Source organism: Allgaiera indica, assembly GCF_900106675.1.
GTDB classification, from domain to species: domain Bacteria; phylum Pseudomonadota; class Alphaproteobacteria; order Rhodobacterales; family Rhodobacteraceae; genus Acidimangrovimonas; species Acidimangrovimonas indica.
Window position 1 is genome coordinate 1 of record NZ_FNOB01000018.1, and the last position, 15707, is coordinate 15707.

The 15707-nt window shown below is 65.5% G+C and carries 11 protein-coding genes and 1 tRNA gene; 2 read left to right on the forward strand and 10 right to left on the reverse strand.

Going from position 1 to position 15707, the window contains the following annotated elements; all coding sequences use genetic code 11:
* Positions 1-208 precede the first annotated feature (208 nt).
* The 3 genes from BLV97_RS14990 to BLV97_RS15000 form a co-directional block, all read right to left on the reverse strand.
* On the reverse strand, positions 209-2311 hold the full coding sequence (locus BLV97_RS14990; protein WP_035837917.1) for a tyrosine-type recombinase/integrase: 2103 nt from the start codon (positions 2309-2311) through the stop codon (positions 209-211).
* A gap of 379 nt (positions 2312-2690) precedes the next feature.
* A tRNA-Asn gene (locus BLV97_RS14995) sits at positions 2691-2765 on the reverse strand.
* Positions 2766-2825: 60 nt separating this feature from the next.
* Entirely contained in the window at positions 2826-3767 is a 942-nt protein-coding gene (locus tag BLV97_RS15000; protein ID WP_035837920.1) for an MBL fold metallo-hydrolase, read from the reverse strand.
* Positions 3768-3814: 47 nt separating this feature from the next.
* Between BLV97_RS15000 and BLV97_RS15005 the strand changes: the two genes are divergently transcribed.
* Positions 3815-5143 (forward strand): ATP-binding protein, encoded by a 1329-nt coding sequence (locus tag BLV97_RS15005; protein WP_035837922.1) that lies wholly within the window; start codon positions 3815-3817, stop codon positions 5141-5143.
* Positions 5144-5278: 135 nt separating this feature from the next.
* Here the strand turns inward: BLV97_RS15005 and BLV97_RS15010 are convergent, their stop codons facing one another.
* From BLV97_RS15010 to BLV97_RS15040, 7 genes are all read right to left on the reverse strand, one after another.
* Complete coding sequence (locus BLV97_RS15010) at positions 5279-6640, reverse strand: branched-chain amino acid ABC transporter permease (protein ID WP_035837924.1); 1362 nt, start codon at positions 6638-6640, stop codon at positions 5279-5281.
* Positions 6637-7650, reverse strand: coding sequence for a branched-chain amino acid ABC transporter permease (locus BLV97_RS15015; RefSeq protein ID WP_035837926.1), 1014 nt, complete (start codon positions 7648-7650; stop codon positions 6637-6639). The genes BLV97_RS15010 and BLV97_RS15015 overlap by 4 nt, the downstream gene beginning before the upstream one ends.
* Position 7651: 1 nt before the next feature.
* On the reverse strand, positions 7652-8356 hold the full coding sequence (locus BLV97_RS15020; RefSeq protein ID WP_035837928.1) for an ABC transporter ATP-binding protein: 705 nt from the start codon (positions 8354-8356) through the stop codon (positions 7652-7654).
* A 121-nt stretch (positions 8357-8477) separates the two neighbouring features.
* On the reverse strand, positions 8478-9266 hold the full coding sequence (locus BLV97_RS15025) for an ABC transporter ATP-binding protein (protein ID WP_092164135.1): 789 nt from the start codon (positions 9264-9266) through the stop codon (positions 8478-8480).
* A gap of 144 nt (positions 9267-9410) precedes the next feature.
* Positions 9411-10595 carry an ABC transporter substrate-binding protein gene (locus tag BLV97_RS15030; protein ID WP_035837936.1) on the reverse strand — a complete coding sequence of 395 codons (1185 nt, stop codon included), beginning with the start codon at positions 10593-10595 and terminating at the stop codon, positions 9411-9413.
* 168 nt (positions 10596-10763) lie between these two features.
* On the reverse strand, positions 10764-11777 hold the full coding sequence (locus tag BLV97_RS15035) for a GlxA family transcriptional regulator (protein ID WP_035837938.1): 1014 nt from the start codon (positions 11775-11777) through the stop codon (positions 10764-10766).
* 80 nt (positions 11778-11857) lie between these two features.
* Entirely contained in the window at positions 11858-13222 is a 1365-nt protein-coding gene (locus tag BLV97_RS15040) for a type 2 periplasmic-binding domain-containing protein (RefSeq protein WP_051645815.1), read from the reverse strand.
* Positions 13223-13380: 158 nt separating this feature from the next.
* On the opposite strand from BLV97_RS15040, the gene BLV97_RS15045 reads away from it, so the two are divergent.
* On the forward strand, positions 13381-15633 hold the full coding sequence (locus BLV97_RS15045; RefSeq protein ID WP_081824876.1) for a PAS domain S-box protein: 2253 nt from the start codon (positions 13381-13383) through the stop codon (positions 15631-15633).
* The last annotated feature ends 74 nt before the right edge of the window (positions 15634-15707 follow it).

Consider the following 15707-nt stretch of genomic DNA (forward strand, 5'->3'; position numbering starts at 1 on the left):
CCGCGCCTGCGCCCATTGCTCACGCCGCCGAATGATGGCACACAAATGCAGAACAAACTCGACTTACGAGTGGCCCTGAAAATAGGGGCAGGTCAGGTTGGTTCAGTCATGTCGTCTATCCTGCCATCCATATACTGATCCTTCCCGTCGAAGGCCCAGAAAATCGCCCGCGCCGGGGCATTCCTTGCGCTCGGTAACGCCAGGCTCGTCAGACCACCCGCAGGCCGAGTTCCTCGGCGCGTTCGGACAGCGGTGCCGGGCCATCGGCAAACGGACTGACGATCATCGAGATGTCGACGTCGATGCAGGTGATCCGTTCCAGGAGTGCGCTCATCTTCAGGCCCTGGGCATAGGATTTCTCACCCTCGTCCTGCGGCTCATGTCCCATCAGGCGACGGCGGATCGCGTCCGAGCGGCCATGGTTCAGAAGGTCGCCGTGGTAGCTTGTGCGCAAGGCATGGAAGTCGAGGCCCTTCCAATAGCATTCATTGGCGTTCCTGTAGTATCCGAACGTCTTCGTGAAGAGTTCGGAGAAGCTGTTCTTGGTCTGCCCACGCTTGAGATCCGGGAACAGACGGGGCTGACCCTGCTTTTGCCGGAGGGCCACGAGCCTGAGAAGCCCGAGCTCGAGAAGGGCCGGGTGGATGGGCAGGTTTCGCTGGGCCGCCGGAGACTTGAGCGAGTTGCCATCGCCGTTGTGGATCCGGAGATAGGGGACGTCGTCCTGGCTGCCGAAATCGCCGGGACGGAGTTGCAGGCATTCCTCCATCCGGAGCCCCATGAACCGGGCGATCAGCGGCGCCCAGAACAGGGGGTCGCCAGGTTCCGCAGTCTGTCCCTGGAAGACCGGCGAGCGGAACAGGGCATTGATGCGGTCATCCCAGACGGTCCTCGCCGGGCCGTCCTGCAGCGCCTTGAGTCTCTTCTCCTCCCTGTTGGTCCAGGCGCAGACGGTGAACGGGTTCTCGTCGATCAACTGCATGGAGAAGAGCATCTTGCCGACGCGATTGGCCATGCGTCCATGTCGAATGAAGGTATTGGCACGGATGCGCGGGACGCGATTGTCGATTTCCGCCTGCTCCAGCTCCGCCTCGGTCGGCGTCCCCATTTTCAGGAGGCTCTCCTTCGCGGCCTCGGCTCCGGCCTTGGCCAGGTCGTCGGCGCGCTCCACGAGGTCGAGGTATCCATGCGTGTTGACGAGCTCGCCACCCTTGCCATGGTACGTGGGCAGCCGTTCGATGACCGAAAGCGCGTCGGTCGCCTCCATCCAGAAGATGTCGTCGACCGGACGGTCGCCGAGAAGGTCGATCCATATCCTCCCGGCGATTTCGGCATTGCCGGCACTCGACTTGGCCCATTTCCGCCCAGCCTCCGCACAGCGCTTTTGTCGTGCCGAGAAGTTGTCCTCGTAACCGAGCGCTTTCAGCTCGATGTAGAGACGGAAGCCCTCGCCGAGCGTGATCCCCCGCGGCTTGCGGAGGGCGGCCTGGGATTCGGGGGAGAGCAGCGAGGTATCGACGAGGATTTTCGGGGGACGGGCCGCGGCGCGGATCTCGCGTCGCATCTCTTCGCTGATCTCGGGTTCGACCGGCGTCGCCGGAATTCGGGCGCAGCTCCCCAGGAAAGTGCTGGCGCCCGGCGTCGATCCCGAAATCGGGCGGGGTGTCACGGGACAGACTGCGGCGTGGGACTCTACCGGGGGATTTGACAGTTCCGAGGGCATGGACTTCTCCTGTGGCAATTGATGGTGGCGCTGTACCGGCGTGACCTCCCCGGTAGCGGCTGGCTGGGCGTTCCCTGAAGGCCGGTCGGGCCCGGTGGGCGCAGCGGGGGCGGCGGAGGGAACCGTTTCGAGAACTCGTGCCGGCACGGTCCGCGTGGACACCTGCACGGAGGCGGCCCCGACCGTCAGCGCCCGCGAGGCGCCGCCTGCCTGCTGGTGCACCACCGAACGGAAGAACATGGTCTTGCCCTCGTAGAGCCCGACGTGCCGGCGTTCGCGCTCGACGCTGACGTCGAGGAGCACGCGCGTCGCCTCGTACGCGAGGCTCTGCCAGTCGGCGTCGTCCTCGGGCAGCGCGATACCCAGTCTCGCGGCGACGTTGCGCAGGGGGTTGCGGGCGACCTCGCGGTCGCCGAGGGCGAGGGCCCGGCGCAACGTGTCCTGCATCGCACGTTCGCAGGCGGCGGCGAGGTTCGCGGCCTCCTCGCTGCGGGCGGGGGCGGCGGCGCGGGCAGCCTCGAAGATCTCGAGCTCGCAGCGGGCGAGTTCGACGAGCAGCGTTTCGGCATCCTGGCGCGCGATGGGCATGACCTTCTCCGACAATGCGGCGAAGACCTGGTCGCTGAGCGCCGTCAGGCGGCGGGCGAGGATCTTCGCGTCGGAGAGGACATGCGTCCGCAGCGAGAGGCACAGGGCATGCCTGTGAATGAGTTCAAATCACCCTTCGGGGCCGGGATCCGGCGCCGGTAGAAGAAGCCCGACGGGCGTCTCTCGAGATAGGGAACATGTGCGACTCCGGCCATTCCGCGGCACCTCCGAAAGCATCAGGGCGCGGCGGAGTCGGAGCTTTGTGCACCTGGGCGTGCACCGGTTCGTGCACCAGTTTGTGCACGTGCACGCGCCAAGATGCCTCGCGACGACGCGGAGGTCGCCGAAACCCTTGAAAACAAGGCCTATCGGGGAATTTTGGCTCCGGCGGTAGGGATCGAACCTACGACCAATTGATTAACAGTCAACTGCTCTACCGCTGAGCTACGCCGGAACACGGGGGCGATATAGCAAGGTGGTTCAGGGGCGTCCAGAGGCTTTTTGCGAAAATCGTTCAGCTGGCGCCAGGGTCCGCCGCCGCAAGATGGAAACGTGAGGTGAGCAAAGCCGAACCCTCTGCCACCACACTGTTTTTATCCATCAGATCAATGATATGCGACAAGACGTTGCGGGATGCGGCGGGCAGAAGTTGTGGCGCCACATCGGTGTAGATCGTGCGCGTCAATGCCTCGATCGTCGCAGGCCCCAGGCGCAGTGCGCGGATGATCTCGGCCTCGCGGGATCTGCGGTGCGAGATCAGGTCCTCAAGCCGCGCCGCGGGGTCTTCGACCGGTGCGCCGTGGCCCGGGTGCAGCCGGCGCGCGCCCAGGCCGCGCAGCCGCGCCAGCGAGGCCATGTAGGCGCCCAGATCGCCCTCGGGCGGCGAGATCAGCGAACTGGCCCAGCCCATCGCCAGATCTCCGCTGAACACCTCGTCGCCCCAGGCAAAACACAGGTGGTTGCCCAGATGCCCCGGCGTCCACAGGGCGCGCAAGGCCCAGTCGCCGCCCTCGATCACCGCGCCGTCGGCCAGTGTCACGTCGGGGGCGAAATCTGCATCCACCCCCTCGCCGCCGCCGGCCACGCCCTGGGCCGCAAGCTGGCGCATCCGCGGGCGCATGCCCGACCGGCTGTCACCGAAGGCCAGCACCGGGGCGCCGGTAACCCGCGCCAGTTCGCGCGCCAGCGGCGAATGATCGACATGGGAATGGGTAACGAAGACATGGCTGATCCGCTCGTCCGGGGCGAGGGCGGCAAGGATCGCGTCCAGATGGTCGGGCAGGGCGGGGCCGGGATCTATCACCGCGACGGCGCCGGTCCCGACCAGGTAGGTGTTGGTGCCGCGGAAGGTCATCGCAGAGGGGTTCGGCGCCAGCACCCTGCGTAGCCCCGGGGAAAGCGTCTCGGACCTGCCGGGGACAGGATTGAAGCCGGCCGGATCGAAGGGCGGGGGCATCGCTTTGCGTCCTTTCTAATGGCGCGGCGGGCGGCTAGGGTTCGGCCATGAAACCGCGGCTTTTAAAACGTATCCTGCCGCGCGGCCTGCAGGGCAGGGCGGCGCTGATCCTGATTCTGCCGGTGATCGTCATCCAGCTGGTCGTCGCGGTGGTCATCATCCAACGCTATTTCGAGGGCGTCACCCGGCAGATGACCGGCAATATCGCCATCGAGGTGGCCTATCTGACGCGCGAGGTCAATGCCGCGCCCAGCGCCGCCGCCGCGCAGCGCGTGGCCGCCGGCCTGGGGCGGGCGCTGCGCATGAGGACCGACCTGCTGGCCCCAGGCCCCAAGGGCGACGCGCGGGTCTTCTACGATCTGTCCGGCCGCCAGGTCATCACCTCGCTGCACAACAGCCTGCCCGATGTCAGGGGCGTCGATCTTTACAGTAATGCGCGGCAGGTGCGGATGCTGGTGGGCACCAGATGGGGCCCGATGCGGGTTGTCTTCTCGCGCGACCGGGTGTCGGCGTCGAATCCGCATCAATTGCTGGTCCTGGTGGTTTTCACCTCGGCGCTGATGACGCTGATCGCCTATCTGTTCCTGCGCAATCAGCTGCGTCCGATTACCCGGCTGGCCTCTGCGGCCGAGGAATTCGGCAAGGGCCGCACCGTGCCCTACCGGCCGCGCGGCGCGGTCGAGGTGCGGGCGGCGGGGCGCGCGTTCCTCGACATGCGCGCCCGGATCGAGCGCCAGATAGAGCAGCGCACCCTGATGCTGTCCGGCGTCAGCCACGATCTGCGCACGCCGTTGACGCGGATGAAGCTGAGCCTGTCGATGATGGAGGATGATGACGAAGCCCAGGCGTTGCTGCGCGACGTAGAGCATATGGAACGGCTGCTCGACGCCTTCCTGTCCTTCGCCCGCGGCGACGCGATGGAAGAGGTCAGCGAGGTCGATGCCGCCGAACTGGTGGCCCAGGTGGTCGAGAACGCCCGCCGCGGCGGCCAGAAGGTGACGCTTAGACCCGTCGAGATTTCCGATGGCGAGGCGCCCCGCGCCAAGCTGCGCCCCCAGGCGGTGACCCGTGCGGTCGAGAACCTGCTGGGCAATGCGGCGCGCTACGCGCATCGCGCCGAGGTGCGGGTGCTGCTGGCGCCGAACCTGTTGCGCATCGTGGTCGAGGACGATGGCCCCGGCATCCCCGAGGCGCGGCGCGAAGAGGCCCTGCGCCCGTTTACCCGGCTTGACGCGGCGCGCGATCCGAACCGCGGCGGCGGCGTCGGGCTGGGGCTGTCGATCGCCGCCGATACCGCCCATAGCCATGGTGGCCGGCTGCTGCTGGGCGACAGCGCCATGGGGGGGCTGCGGGCCGAACTGGTGCTGGCGCGCTAGGGCCCGCGCCAGCCGGCGCCATTTCGGCGGATCTGTCGGCCTTCGCAATCACGGCGGGCGGGTTTCGCGGCGCGCGGATGGCAAAAGGGCGGGCCCGACGGCCCGCCCCCTTGCAGGTTGCGCCTTGCGGCTGCGTCACTTCTCGGGGATCAGGCCCCTTGGGCTGAACCGCAGCACCAGAAGCAAGATCAGGCCCATGGTCATCAGGCGCATATGCTGGGTCGAGTTCAGCAAATGCGCCTTCAGCGGCCAGGCCGCAGGCATCGGATCGGTGATCAGATGCATCAGCATGTCGCCCAGGGGTTCGACCTCGACCCACAGGAACCAGATCAGAAGGCCGCCCAGCACCGCGCCCCAGTTGTTGCCCGAGCCGCCGACGATCACCATCACCCAGATCAGGAAGGTCCAGCGCAGCGGCTGGAAGGTGGTGGGCACGAACTGGCCCGAATAGGTGGTCATCATCGCGCCGGCGATGCCGATCACCGCCGACCCCAGCACGAAGACCTGCAGGTGACGGCGCTTGACGTCCTTGCCCATGGCTTCCGAGGCGTCCTCGTTGTCGCGGATCGCGCGCATCATCCGCCCCCAGGGCGATTTCAGCGCCAGTTCCGCCAGCGTCAGCACCAGCGCCAGGATCGCCAGGAAGATCGCCACATAGCCCAGCTTCACCGTGATCGACGAAAACGTCACCGGGTTCAGGCCCCAGCTTTGGCAGAAGGCCAGGAAGGCGTGGCTTTGCTGCAGGTTCACCTCCAGCGGGACCGGCCAGGGGCGCGGCAGGCCGATCACGTTCTTCACGCCGCGATCCAGCCAATCCTCGTTCTTGAGCACCGTGATGATGATCTCGGCGATGCCCAGCGTGGCGATCGCCAGATAATCCGAACGCAGGCCCAGCGCCGTCTTGGCCACCAGCCAGGCTGCGCCGGCGGCGATCACGCCGCCCACCGGCCAGGCCACCCAGACCGACAGCTCCAGCGCGGTTTCCTGGCTCAGCCCCAGATGCTGCAGCAGCCTGGCCAGGCCCAGCCCGCCGATATTGCCCGCCGAGGCCGGGTTGATTGCCTCGACCGCGCTGACCGCCGGATCGAAGACCGCGCGATAGGCGATGAAGCCCACCACCAGAACGGCGATCATCGTCAGGCCGCGGGCGCGCCCCTTGGGCATCTTGTTCCACACCAGGATGGCCAGCGCGATCGCCGCCGCGCCGATCGCCAGGCCGATCGGGATCAGCCAGCCGCCCGACGCCCAGGCCGAGGGTCTGAGCGGCGTGGCGATCAGCACCATGGCCAGCCCGCCCAGCGCGGTGAAGCCCATGACGCCGACGTTGAACAGGCCGGCATAGCCCCACTGCATGTTCACACCTAGCGCGGTGACGGCCGAGACCAGCCCGACCACCAGCATGTCCAACGCCACGTTCCAGCTTTGCAGGAAGCCCGCAATGATGAACAGGATCGTCACGCCGGCGAAGAGGGAAAAGTTCTTCATGGAACCGCTCATACCGATTTCCCCTTGAACAGCCCTGTCGGTTTGAACAGGAGCACGATGATCAGGATCGCGAAGGAGACGGCATATTTGTAATCCGTCCCCATCAACTGCACGAGCCCCGAGGGTTCGAGCCCGGCCGGCAGCCAGTATTTCAGCACCAGCTTGAAGGCATAGGTCACCGCGACCTCGGAATAGGCGACCAGGAAGCCGCCGCCGATGGCGCCCAGCGGGTTGCCCAGCCCCCCCACCACGGCCGAGGCGAAGATCGGCAGCAGAAGCTGGAAATAGGTGAACGGCTTGAACGACTTGTCCAGCCCGTAAAGCACCCCGGCCACGGTGGTCAGGATCGCCACCAGGATCCAGGTGATGGTGACCACGCGTTCGGGGTTGATCCCCGACAGAAGCGCCAGATCCTCGTTGTCGGAAAACGCCCGCATCGATTTGCCCGACCGCGTGCGGTTGAGAAACCAGAACAGCGCCGCCACCACGATCACCGCCGTGACCACGGTGATCACCTGCGTCGTGCGCAATGCCAGCCCCTGATCAAGGCCGGTCGCGTCCTTGAAGGCGAAGGGGTTGATGATGACGCGGGTGCCGTCGTTGAAATTCTGCTCACCGGTGCCGATGATGAAACGCACCAGCCCGTTCATGATGAACATCACCCCCATCGAGACGATCACCAGGATCACCGGCGCGGCCTTCTGCTTTCGATAGAAGCGATAGACCACGCGATCGGTGCCCAGAAGGAACAGCGCGGTGACGATGATCCCCAGCGGCATCGCCAGAAGCGCGGTCGGCAGCGGCCCGAAGCTGATCCCCCAGCTTTGGAAAAGCCAGGTGAACAGGATCGTGACCATCGTGCCGAAGGCCATCGTGTCGCCATGGGCGAAGTTGGAAAACCGCAAGATGCCGTAGACCAGCGTGACCCCCAGCGCGCCAAGCGCAAGCTGCGATCCGTAGGCCGTGGCGGGAATGATGACGTAGTTCAGAAGAACCACCAGACCGTTCAGGAAATCGTGCATCTCAGCCCCCCAGGAAAGTCTTGCGCACTTCCGGATCGGCCAGCAGCGCCTCTCCGGTGTCGGTGTAGCGGTTGGCGCCCTGGACCAGCACATAGCCCTTGTCGGCGATCTCCAGTGCCTGACGGGCGTTCTGTTCGACCATCAGGATCGAGATGCCGGTGCGCGCCACCTCGATGATCCGGTCGAACAATTCGTCCATCACGATGGGCGAGACGCCGGCGGTGGGCTCGTCCAGCATCAAAAGCTTCGGCTGGGTCATCAGCGCGCGGCCCACGGCGACCTGCTGACGCTGGCCGCCCGACAATTCCCCCGCCGCCTGGCGACGCTTGTCGCGCAGGATCGGGAACAGGTGATAGACCTGCTCCATCGTGGTGCGAATGTCGTCGCGGCGCAGGAAGGCGCCCATCTCCAAGTTCTCCTCGACCGTCATAGAGGTGAAGATGTTCTGGGTCTGCGGCACGAAGGCCATGCCCTTGGCCACCCGGTCCTGGGGGCTGAGGTCGGTGATGTCGGTGCCGTCCAGCACGACGCGGCCCTTGCGCAGCTTGAGCATCCCGAAGACCGCCTTCATGGCGGTCGATTTGCCGGCCCCGTTGGGGCCCACGATCACGGCGATTTCACCCTTCTCGACCGCAATGGTGCAGTCGTGCAGGATGTCCGCGGCCCCATAGCCGCCGGTCATCGCCTCTCCGATCAGGAATGGCATGTTTCCTATCCCTCTGAAATGGTTTGCGAATAATGCCGTCCAACGCACGCGCTCCGGGGCAGGGCCCCGCCAGCCGCACGCATGGACAGGGCCCCGGCCGAATGGCCCGGGGCCCGCGGGCTCACGCCCCGGCCTCCGCTTTCGCCTTGTTTTTCAACCCGGTGCCAAGATAGGCCTCGATCACCGCCTCGTTTTCCATGATGTGATCGGCCGATCCCTCGGCCAGCACACGGCCCTCGGCCATCACGATCACCGGATCGCAAAGCCGTCCGATGAAATCCATGTCATGCTCGATGACGCAGAAGGTGTAGCCGCGTTCCTTGTTCAGCCGCACAATGGCGTCGCCGATGGTGTTCAGAAGCGTCCGGTTCACGCCGGCGCCCACCTCGTCGAGGAACACGATCTTGGCGTCCACCATCATCGTGCGGCCCAGTTCCAGCAGCTTCTTCTGACCGCCCGAGATGTTGCCGGCCTTCTCGTCCGCGATATGGCTGATGGTGAGGAATTCCAGCACCTCATCGGCCTTTTTCGCCAGCGCGCGCTCTTCCGCCGCGATCTGCTTGCGGCGGAACCAGGCGTTCCACAGCGTTTCGCCGTACTGGGACGCGGGCACCATCATCAGGTTCTCGCGCACCGTCATCGAGCTGAATTCATGCGCGATCTGGAAGGTGCGCAACAACCCCTTGTGGAACAATTCATGCGGCGGCAGGCCGGTGATGTCCTCACCGTCCATCATCACCCGGCCGTGTGTCGGCGGCAGGCGTCCCGCGATTACGTTGAACAACGTGGTCTTGCCGGCCCCGTTCGGCCCGATCAACCCGGTGATAGATCCGGTCTCGATCCGCAACGACGCGCCGTCGACCGCGTGGAAACCCCCGAAATGTTTGTGAAGATCCTCTACGACGATCATTCTCGTCTCCCCTGTGGCCCCTGTTGATCCAGCTTGCCGCGCGTCGTCAGGCAAAGCGGGGCAGGGGCGCCTTTGGTTGGCAGTTCGCTTATGACAACGGCCCGAGGGAGATCCCCGGGCCGCCGCATGTTCAAACGCACATCATTACATGTACTTGATCGTGTACCGCTTGCCGTTCTTGAAGCCGTAGATGCGGTAGTTGCCCTGCGCTTCGCCCGGGCCGACCAGTTCCACCGCCGAGGCGCCGACGTAGTCGATGTCCTTGCCTTCCTTCAGCAGCTTCATCGCCTTGCCCAACTGGCCCGGGTAGATCTTCACGCCCGGCGCGTTGGCGACGTCCATCACCTTGGTCTTGTAGACGTTCGAGTCGGTCGACTTCGCCGCCTGCATCGCCAGCATGATCAGCGCCGCGGCGTCGTAGCTTTCCGCCGCGAAGGACGAAGTGCCGTCGAAGCCGGCCTTCTTGGCCATGTCGAAGAAGTCCTTGGCGCCCGGGCTGTCGGTGCCGGGAACGTCGCCGATCGACTTGTCCAGCGCCTTGCCGAAGGCTTTCGGCAGGGTCGGGCCGTACATCCCGTCGGGGAAGTAGAACTTGTTGAACGCGCCGGTGTCGAGCGCCGCCTGGACGATGCCCTTGCCGCCCTGGTCGGCATAGCCCGCGTCGACCAGGATGTCGCCGCCGGCCGCGGCGAGCGAGCCGACCTCGGCCGAGTAATCGGCCTTGCCGTCCTCATGCGGGACCGAGATGGTGACCTTGCCGCCGGCGGCCTCGTAGGCTTTCTTGAAGCTGTCGGCCAGGCCCTTGCCGTAGTCGTTGTTGGTATAGGTCAGGGCCGCGGTCTTGATGCCGTCGCCCAGCAGCACCTTGGCGATGATCTGGCCCTGGCGGGCATCCGACGGCGCGGTGCGGAAGAACAGCCCGTCATCGGGCGCGGTCGACAGCGCCGGCGAGGTGGCCGAGGGCGAGATCATCACCACGCCGTTCGGGCGGGCGACGTTTTGCAGGATCGAGCCGGTCGCACCCGAGCACATCGCGCCCATGATGCCGCTGATGTGATCGGCGGTGACCAGGCGTTCGGCGGTCGCGACGGCGGCGGTCGAATCGATGCAGGTCGAATCGCCCTTCACGCCGACGATCTTTTCGCCGTTGAAGAATTCCCCGGATTTGTCGACTTCGGCGATCGCCATCTTAGCGGCGTCCGCCATGGGCGGTGCGGTCGATTCGAGCGGGCCGGTAAAGCCCAGCACGATCCCGATCTTCACCTCTTTCGCCATTGCACCTGATGCGCAAAGCGCCATCGCCGCCGAGGCGAGAAGCAGTTTTTTCATGTTATGATCTCCCATGTTGGATCGTAATCCGCGGCAACCCTAGAGCGCTGAACGTGAAAAGGGAAGATGTCCGGATGGATGCCATAACAGATGTGAATGGAACCGAACGTGCTTGTTCAGGTTCGCCCCACAAGCCTGTGTTCAAAGGCGGAAATTCGGTGTCCGGGCCTAAATCGACAGGCGGGCGCCATGCGATCCGCGTTCACGATACGGTGTGGTATTGTAGTGGGCGCGATAGCATTTCGAGAAATGCGACGGCGAGGCGAAGCCGCAGGCCAGGGCGACGTTGATCACGCTCATGTCGGTCTGCATCAGAAGGTTGCGCGCCTTCTGCAGGCGCAGTTCCATGTAGTAGCGCTTTGGGCTGCGGCTCAGGTAGCGGCGGAACAGCCGCTCCAGCTGTCGGGTGGACATGCCGACCTCGCGCGCCAGATCGGCGGGGCTGATCGGATCTTCGATCGCCGCCTCCATCCGCTGGATCACCCCGGCAAGCTTTGGGTGGCGCACGCCGATCCGGGTGGGGATCGACAGCCGCTGGGTGTCCTGGTCGGTGCGAATCGCAGAATAGATCAGCTGGTCGGCCACCGCATTCGCCAGATCGGGGCCGTGGTCGTCGGCGATGATCTGCAGCATCAGGTCGATCGAGGCCGTGCCGCCGGCGGTGGACATGCGCGTGCCGTCCACCACGAAAACCGACTTGGTCAGGTTCACCTCGTCGAATTCCTCGAGAAAGCCGTCCTGATTTTCCCAGTGGATGGTGGCGCGCTTGCCGTCCAGAAGGCCCGCGCGCGCCATCGTATAGGCGCCGGTGCAAAGCCCGCCCACGATGACCCCGCGCCGGGCCTCGCGCCGCAGCCAGTTGATCACCGCCTTCGAGGTGGCCTTCTGCACGTCGATCCCGCCGCAGATCATCACCACGTCGTCGCGCCGGACTTCCTCCAGCCCGATATCCAGCTTGAACGAAGCGCCGTTGGAACTGGTGGCGAAATCGCCGCTTTCGCCGGACAGGACCCAGGAATAGATCTCGCGCCCGGCCATGCGGTTGGCGATGCGCAGCGGCTCCACCGCGCCGGCGAAGCTGAGCATGGTGAAGTTGTCGAGCAGTAGGAAGACGAACCGCCGTACAGAGCCGCCGCCCTCGGGGCGGGACGGGCGGGCGGCAGAGACCGTGCGATCGGGCATTACGCGACCTGTTGATGTCGTTTCCGGCATAGGGAAGCAGGAATCGCGAGCACCGTCCAGTGGTGAATCAGGGCCGGGGGTCAGCCCCTGTCGGCTTCCCAAAGAGGACGCAGGCGATCAGGATAGGCCGCGTAGAGCGCCTTCCACCGCGCTGCCTGCCGCGTCCGCCCGACCTGTTCGGTCGTCGATTCCCAAGCGTTTTCGATGTTCTTCAGCGCGACTTCGGGCCGAATCGCGCCCGATAGGGCGCGCAGCAGCCAGAATGTCAGCACGTCGAAATATTCGCTGCGCCGCACGACATAGAGGTCGGGGATCGGCGCGGCCATGGCGCGGCGGTGTTCGCGCAGAAAGGAACGGCCGTAGACATCGATGATCCGGGGGTCGCTGTAATGTTCCTTGCGGAAAGGATCGAAATAGCCCGCGGCGGCGGCGACCGCGTCGCTGGAATGCTTGGCGCCCACCGCGAATTTGCAGAAGTTGTAGGCAAGAGCGGGTTCAGGGCAATGCCGGGCGACCACATAGGACCAGCCCCAGTTGAAATAAGCCAGGGACAACGGCTTTCCGTCCACCATGGCGCCGGGCAGCGGGCCGTTGGCAACCCGCCCGCGCAGCCTCGCCCCGGGCATGTTCAGGGCTTTTTGCGTACCGCCCCAGCCGATGTTGGCATAGATATCGCCAGCGTTGTAGCGCGCCCAGTTGTCGAACAGGCCCAGCTGGGTACCCGTCAGATGGGCGTTGGCGGCAATCATCGTCTCCAGCGCCGCCTCTCCCGGGGCCGAGGCCAGCCTGGGATGGAACTCCGCATCGAATGGCAGTCCTCCGGCCGCGTGAAAGCGCGTCCACCATTCCCAGGCCACATAGGTCGCCGTGCGATAGAGACAGCCGCCGAAACGGCCCTGATCAGGGCGATGGAAGAAGGCCATCTGACGATCCAGCTCTTCCCAGGTCTGCGGGATCGACAGCGGCGTGCCGGTCTGATCGGCATAGCGTGCCTGTTCGTCCGGATCCTCGAGCATGTCGCGCTGGTAGAACATCAGATAGACATCGCCGTCGGTCTGAAAACCCCAGCGCTGGCCGTCGAATTCGTCGCCCGCGCGGTAGAGTTCACCCTTGCGATACGCCGCGTTGTCAGGGTGCGGGCCGAGGCCCGCCAGCGGGCGGATCGCGCCGGAATCGGCCAGGTCGGGGATCCCGAAGGTCGCGGGCAGGGCGACGTCGACGCCCAGTTCCGGAAAGATCGATTCCAGCGTCAACGTGGCGTTGATATCGTCCAAATCGACGACGATCATCTCGGAGCGGCAGCCATGGCTTTGCTCGAACCCGGCGATCACCGGCGCGACATTGGCTTGCGATCCGTCCGGAACCAGAATGCGCAACGGCCGCCCCAGGCGTTCGCAGGCCGTCACAAGCGGCGCCTGGGCCTTCAGGGCCGGGGCGCCGGCCATCCATGCCGCTGCCGTTAGCAAAACGTTGCGCCGTGTGGGCATGATTCACCTGCGTGCCTAGGTGGTAAAAAAACCCTTATCGCGGCAAGAAACAAAGAATCGGTTAAGACTTTGCGCCTAAGCCCGGAGAAGACAGGATCGAAACGGGCCTGAACTTGATGCGAAGCTCTTTGCTGGGAAGGATGCGCGCCACCATCGCCCTTTGCTTGGTTGCAAGCATCGGCGCACTGGCGGGAAAATGGGCCCTGCTGTCGCAGACCGAAAGCCGCGCGGCCGAGCTTTCGGCGCAGATCTCTCCCCTGGTCGACCGCATCCAGGTGGTTCCGGGGGTCGTGGCCGGGCTGCACGACGCGTTGTCGCAGCTACCCAAGAGCACCTCTCTCGATCAGGTCGCCAAACTGGAGCAGGGCCTGAACAGGTTTCTGGCCACAGGCACGCTGCCGCGTTCCGAACATGGCGGAAATCTTTCACAGATGTTCGGCCGGCTGGTCGCGCTGCAACGCCAGATCGTGGCAGAACGCGCCGCCGTGGACGCGACCATCGGGATCGAAGCCAGACGCCTTGAGGACCTGTCGGCAACCCTCGGCGCGGATCTTCCGCGTGCCGTCCAAAGGCTTGCCGATACCCGGCCGCTGTCGGGACGCAGGGAAGACCGCAGCCAGTTGGCACGCCGGCTGGTGGCGCTGACGGGGATCGAATCCGATCTGTCGGTCCTGATCATCCACACCTGGAACCTGGCGCAGCTTAGCCCCGAGGCCGCACTTGCGATGAAGCCGCGCATCGTGCGCCAGCTCGAAAGCCTGACCGCGCATCTCAGCCGGTTGCCGGAAGGACAGGAGCGCCACGCATTCGCGAGCCAGATCGCCCAGTTCCGGCGTGCTATCTTGGGTCCCGGCCATGCATTCGCACGCATCCGGGCGCTGCAGCGGGCAGGTGAAGCGCGCGGCGCAGTCGCCGCCGAGACCAAGCGGACTGTCGACGACCTGAGCGCCTGGTCCGAGACCTCGGCCGCCGAGGCCGCGACCGCCTTTCGCCGCATGGCCGAGAAAAACCGGGTGACCGTGGCGCAGTTGCGCTTCTTCGATCTGGCTTCGGGGCTGGTGTTCTGGCTGGGCTGCCTCGTGCTGCTTTGGGTGCTGGTCGAACGCAAGCTGTTCGCCCGGATCGAGAAGCTGGTGGCCCACAAGCGGCAGATGGCGGCGGGAGATCTGTCGCGTCCTGTCGTGATCGGCGCCGAGGACGAGTTCGGAGAACTGGAACATGCGGTCGAACGCTCGCGCGTCACGGCGGGGGCGCTGGCCGACGCCAATGCACAGCTGCACGCGGTGCTCGACGGCGCGCCGGACGGCATCCTGACCATCGGCGAAGACGCCGTCATACTGGACGCGAACCCTGCCACGGCGCGGATGTTCGGCTATGCCGCGCACGAGATCGTCGGCTGCAACGTCGAGACCCTGTTGCCCGCGCGCGACCGCGGCCGCCACCTGGAGCGTTTCGCGCAGGCGCAATCCGGCGAGGCGGACGACGGCGAAATGGTTCTGCGCGAGGTGAACGGCCTGCACCGCGACGGTACGGAATTCCCGCTCGAAATATCGCTGAGCCTGGCCGAGACATCATCGGGACGGCGGCTTTATATCGGCATGATCCGCGACATCTCGGCGCGCAAGGCGGCCGAGGCCAGGTTGCTTGCCGCGCTGGCCGAGCTGGAGCGATCCAACGCCGATCTCGACGATTTCGCCTATGTCGCCTCGCATGACCTGAAGGCACCGCTGCGGGTGATCGACAATGCCTCTCTCTGGCTTGAGGAGGATCTGGCGCAGCATCTGACGGATGACACCCGCGAAAGCATGGACCTGCTTCGTGGGCGGGTCCGCAGGATGGAAAAGCTTCTGGACGATCTGCTGGCCTATTCGCGGGTCGGTCGGGTGCCCGAGGTCAGCCGGATGGTCACCGGGGTGGAATTGGTCGAGGATCTGCGTGGCCTGACCAATCTGCCCGAAGGCTTCCGGCTGGAGACGCGGGGCGATTTCGCCGCGCTCCGCCTGCCGAACATGCCGCTGCGCAACGTGCTTCTGAACCTGGTGTCGAATGCCTTCAAGCATCATGACAAGCCGACCGGCACCGTGTGTCTTTCGGTCGAGGATCTGGGCGATCAGTTGCGCTTCGAGGTGGCCGACGACGGCCCCGGGATCGCGCCGGAATTTCATGAACGCGTGCTGCGGATGTTCCACACGCTGCGTCCGCGCGACGAGGTCGAGGGCAGCGGCATGGGCTTGGCCATGGTCAAGAAATACGTCGAGTTCGCCGGCGGGCGGCTGGAAATCCTTTCCGACGGCACGCGCGGAACGCGGTTCGCGTTTACCTGGCCCAAGGGGGGCAATGATGCTGCGCGGGAAGGACAGGCGGCATGAGGCCCGATCGCCGCGGCGATTGCGCGGATCCGGCAGGCGCGTGACCGTTGCCGAAAGCGGACGAAGCCCGCCGC

What these genes read in the sequence shown, in the direction of transcription:
- BLV97_RS15030 (WP_035837936.1), bottom strand. Translation starts at nt 10,595, where the DNA reads ATGAAAAAACTGCTTCTCGCCTCGGCGGCGATGGCGCTTTGCGCATCA.
- BLV97_RS15025 (WP_092164135.1), bottom strand. Translation starts at nt 9,266, where the DNA reads ATGATCGTCGTAGAGGATCTTCACAAACATTTCGGGGGTTTCCACGCG.
- BLV97_RS15010 (WP_035837924.1), bottom strand. Translation starts at nt 6,640, where the DNA reads ATGAGCGGTTCCATGAAGAACTTTTCCCTCTTCGCCGGCGTGACGATC.
- BLV97_RS15020 (WP_035837928.1), bottom strand. Translation starts at nt 8,356, where the DNA reads ATGCCATTCCTGATCGGAGAGGCGATGACCGGCGGCTATGGGGCCGCG.
- BLV97_RS14990 (WP_035837917.1), bottom strand. Translation starts at nt 2,311, where the DNA reads ATGCCCATCGCGCGCCAGGATGCCGAAACGCTGCTCGTCGAACTCGCC.
- BLV97_RS15035 (WP_035837938.1), bottom strand. Translation starts at nt 11,777, where the DNA reads ATGCCCGATCGCACGGTCTCTGCCGCCCGCCCGTCCCGCCCCGAGGGC.
- BLV97_RS15005 (WP_035837922.1), top strand. Translation starts at nt 3,815, where the DNA reads ATGAAACCGCGGCTTTTAAAACGTATCCTGCCGCGCGGCCTGCAGGGC.
- BLV97_RS15015 (WP_035837926.1), bottom strand. Translation starts at nt 7,650, where the DNA reads ATGCACGATTTCCTGAACGGTCTGGTGGTTCTTCTGAACTACGTCATC.
- BLV97_RS15040 (WP_051645815.1), bottom strand. Translation starts at nt 13,222, where the DNA reads ATGGCCGGCGCCCCGGCCCTGAAGGCCCAGGCGCCGCTTGTGACGGCC.
- BLV97_RS15000 (WP_035837920.1), bottom strand. Translation starts at nt 3,767, where the DNA reads ATGCCCCCGCCCTTCGATCCGGCCGGCTTCAATCCTGTCCCCGGCAGG.
- BLV97_RS15045 (WP_081824876.1), top strand. Translation starts at nt 13,381, where the DNA reads ATGCGAAGCTCTTTGCTGGGAAGGATGCGCGCCACCATCGCCCTTTGC.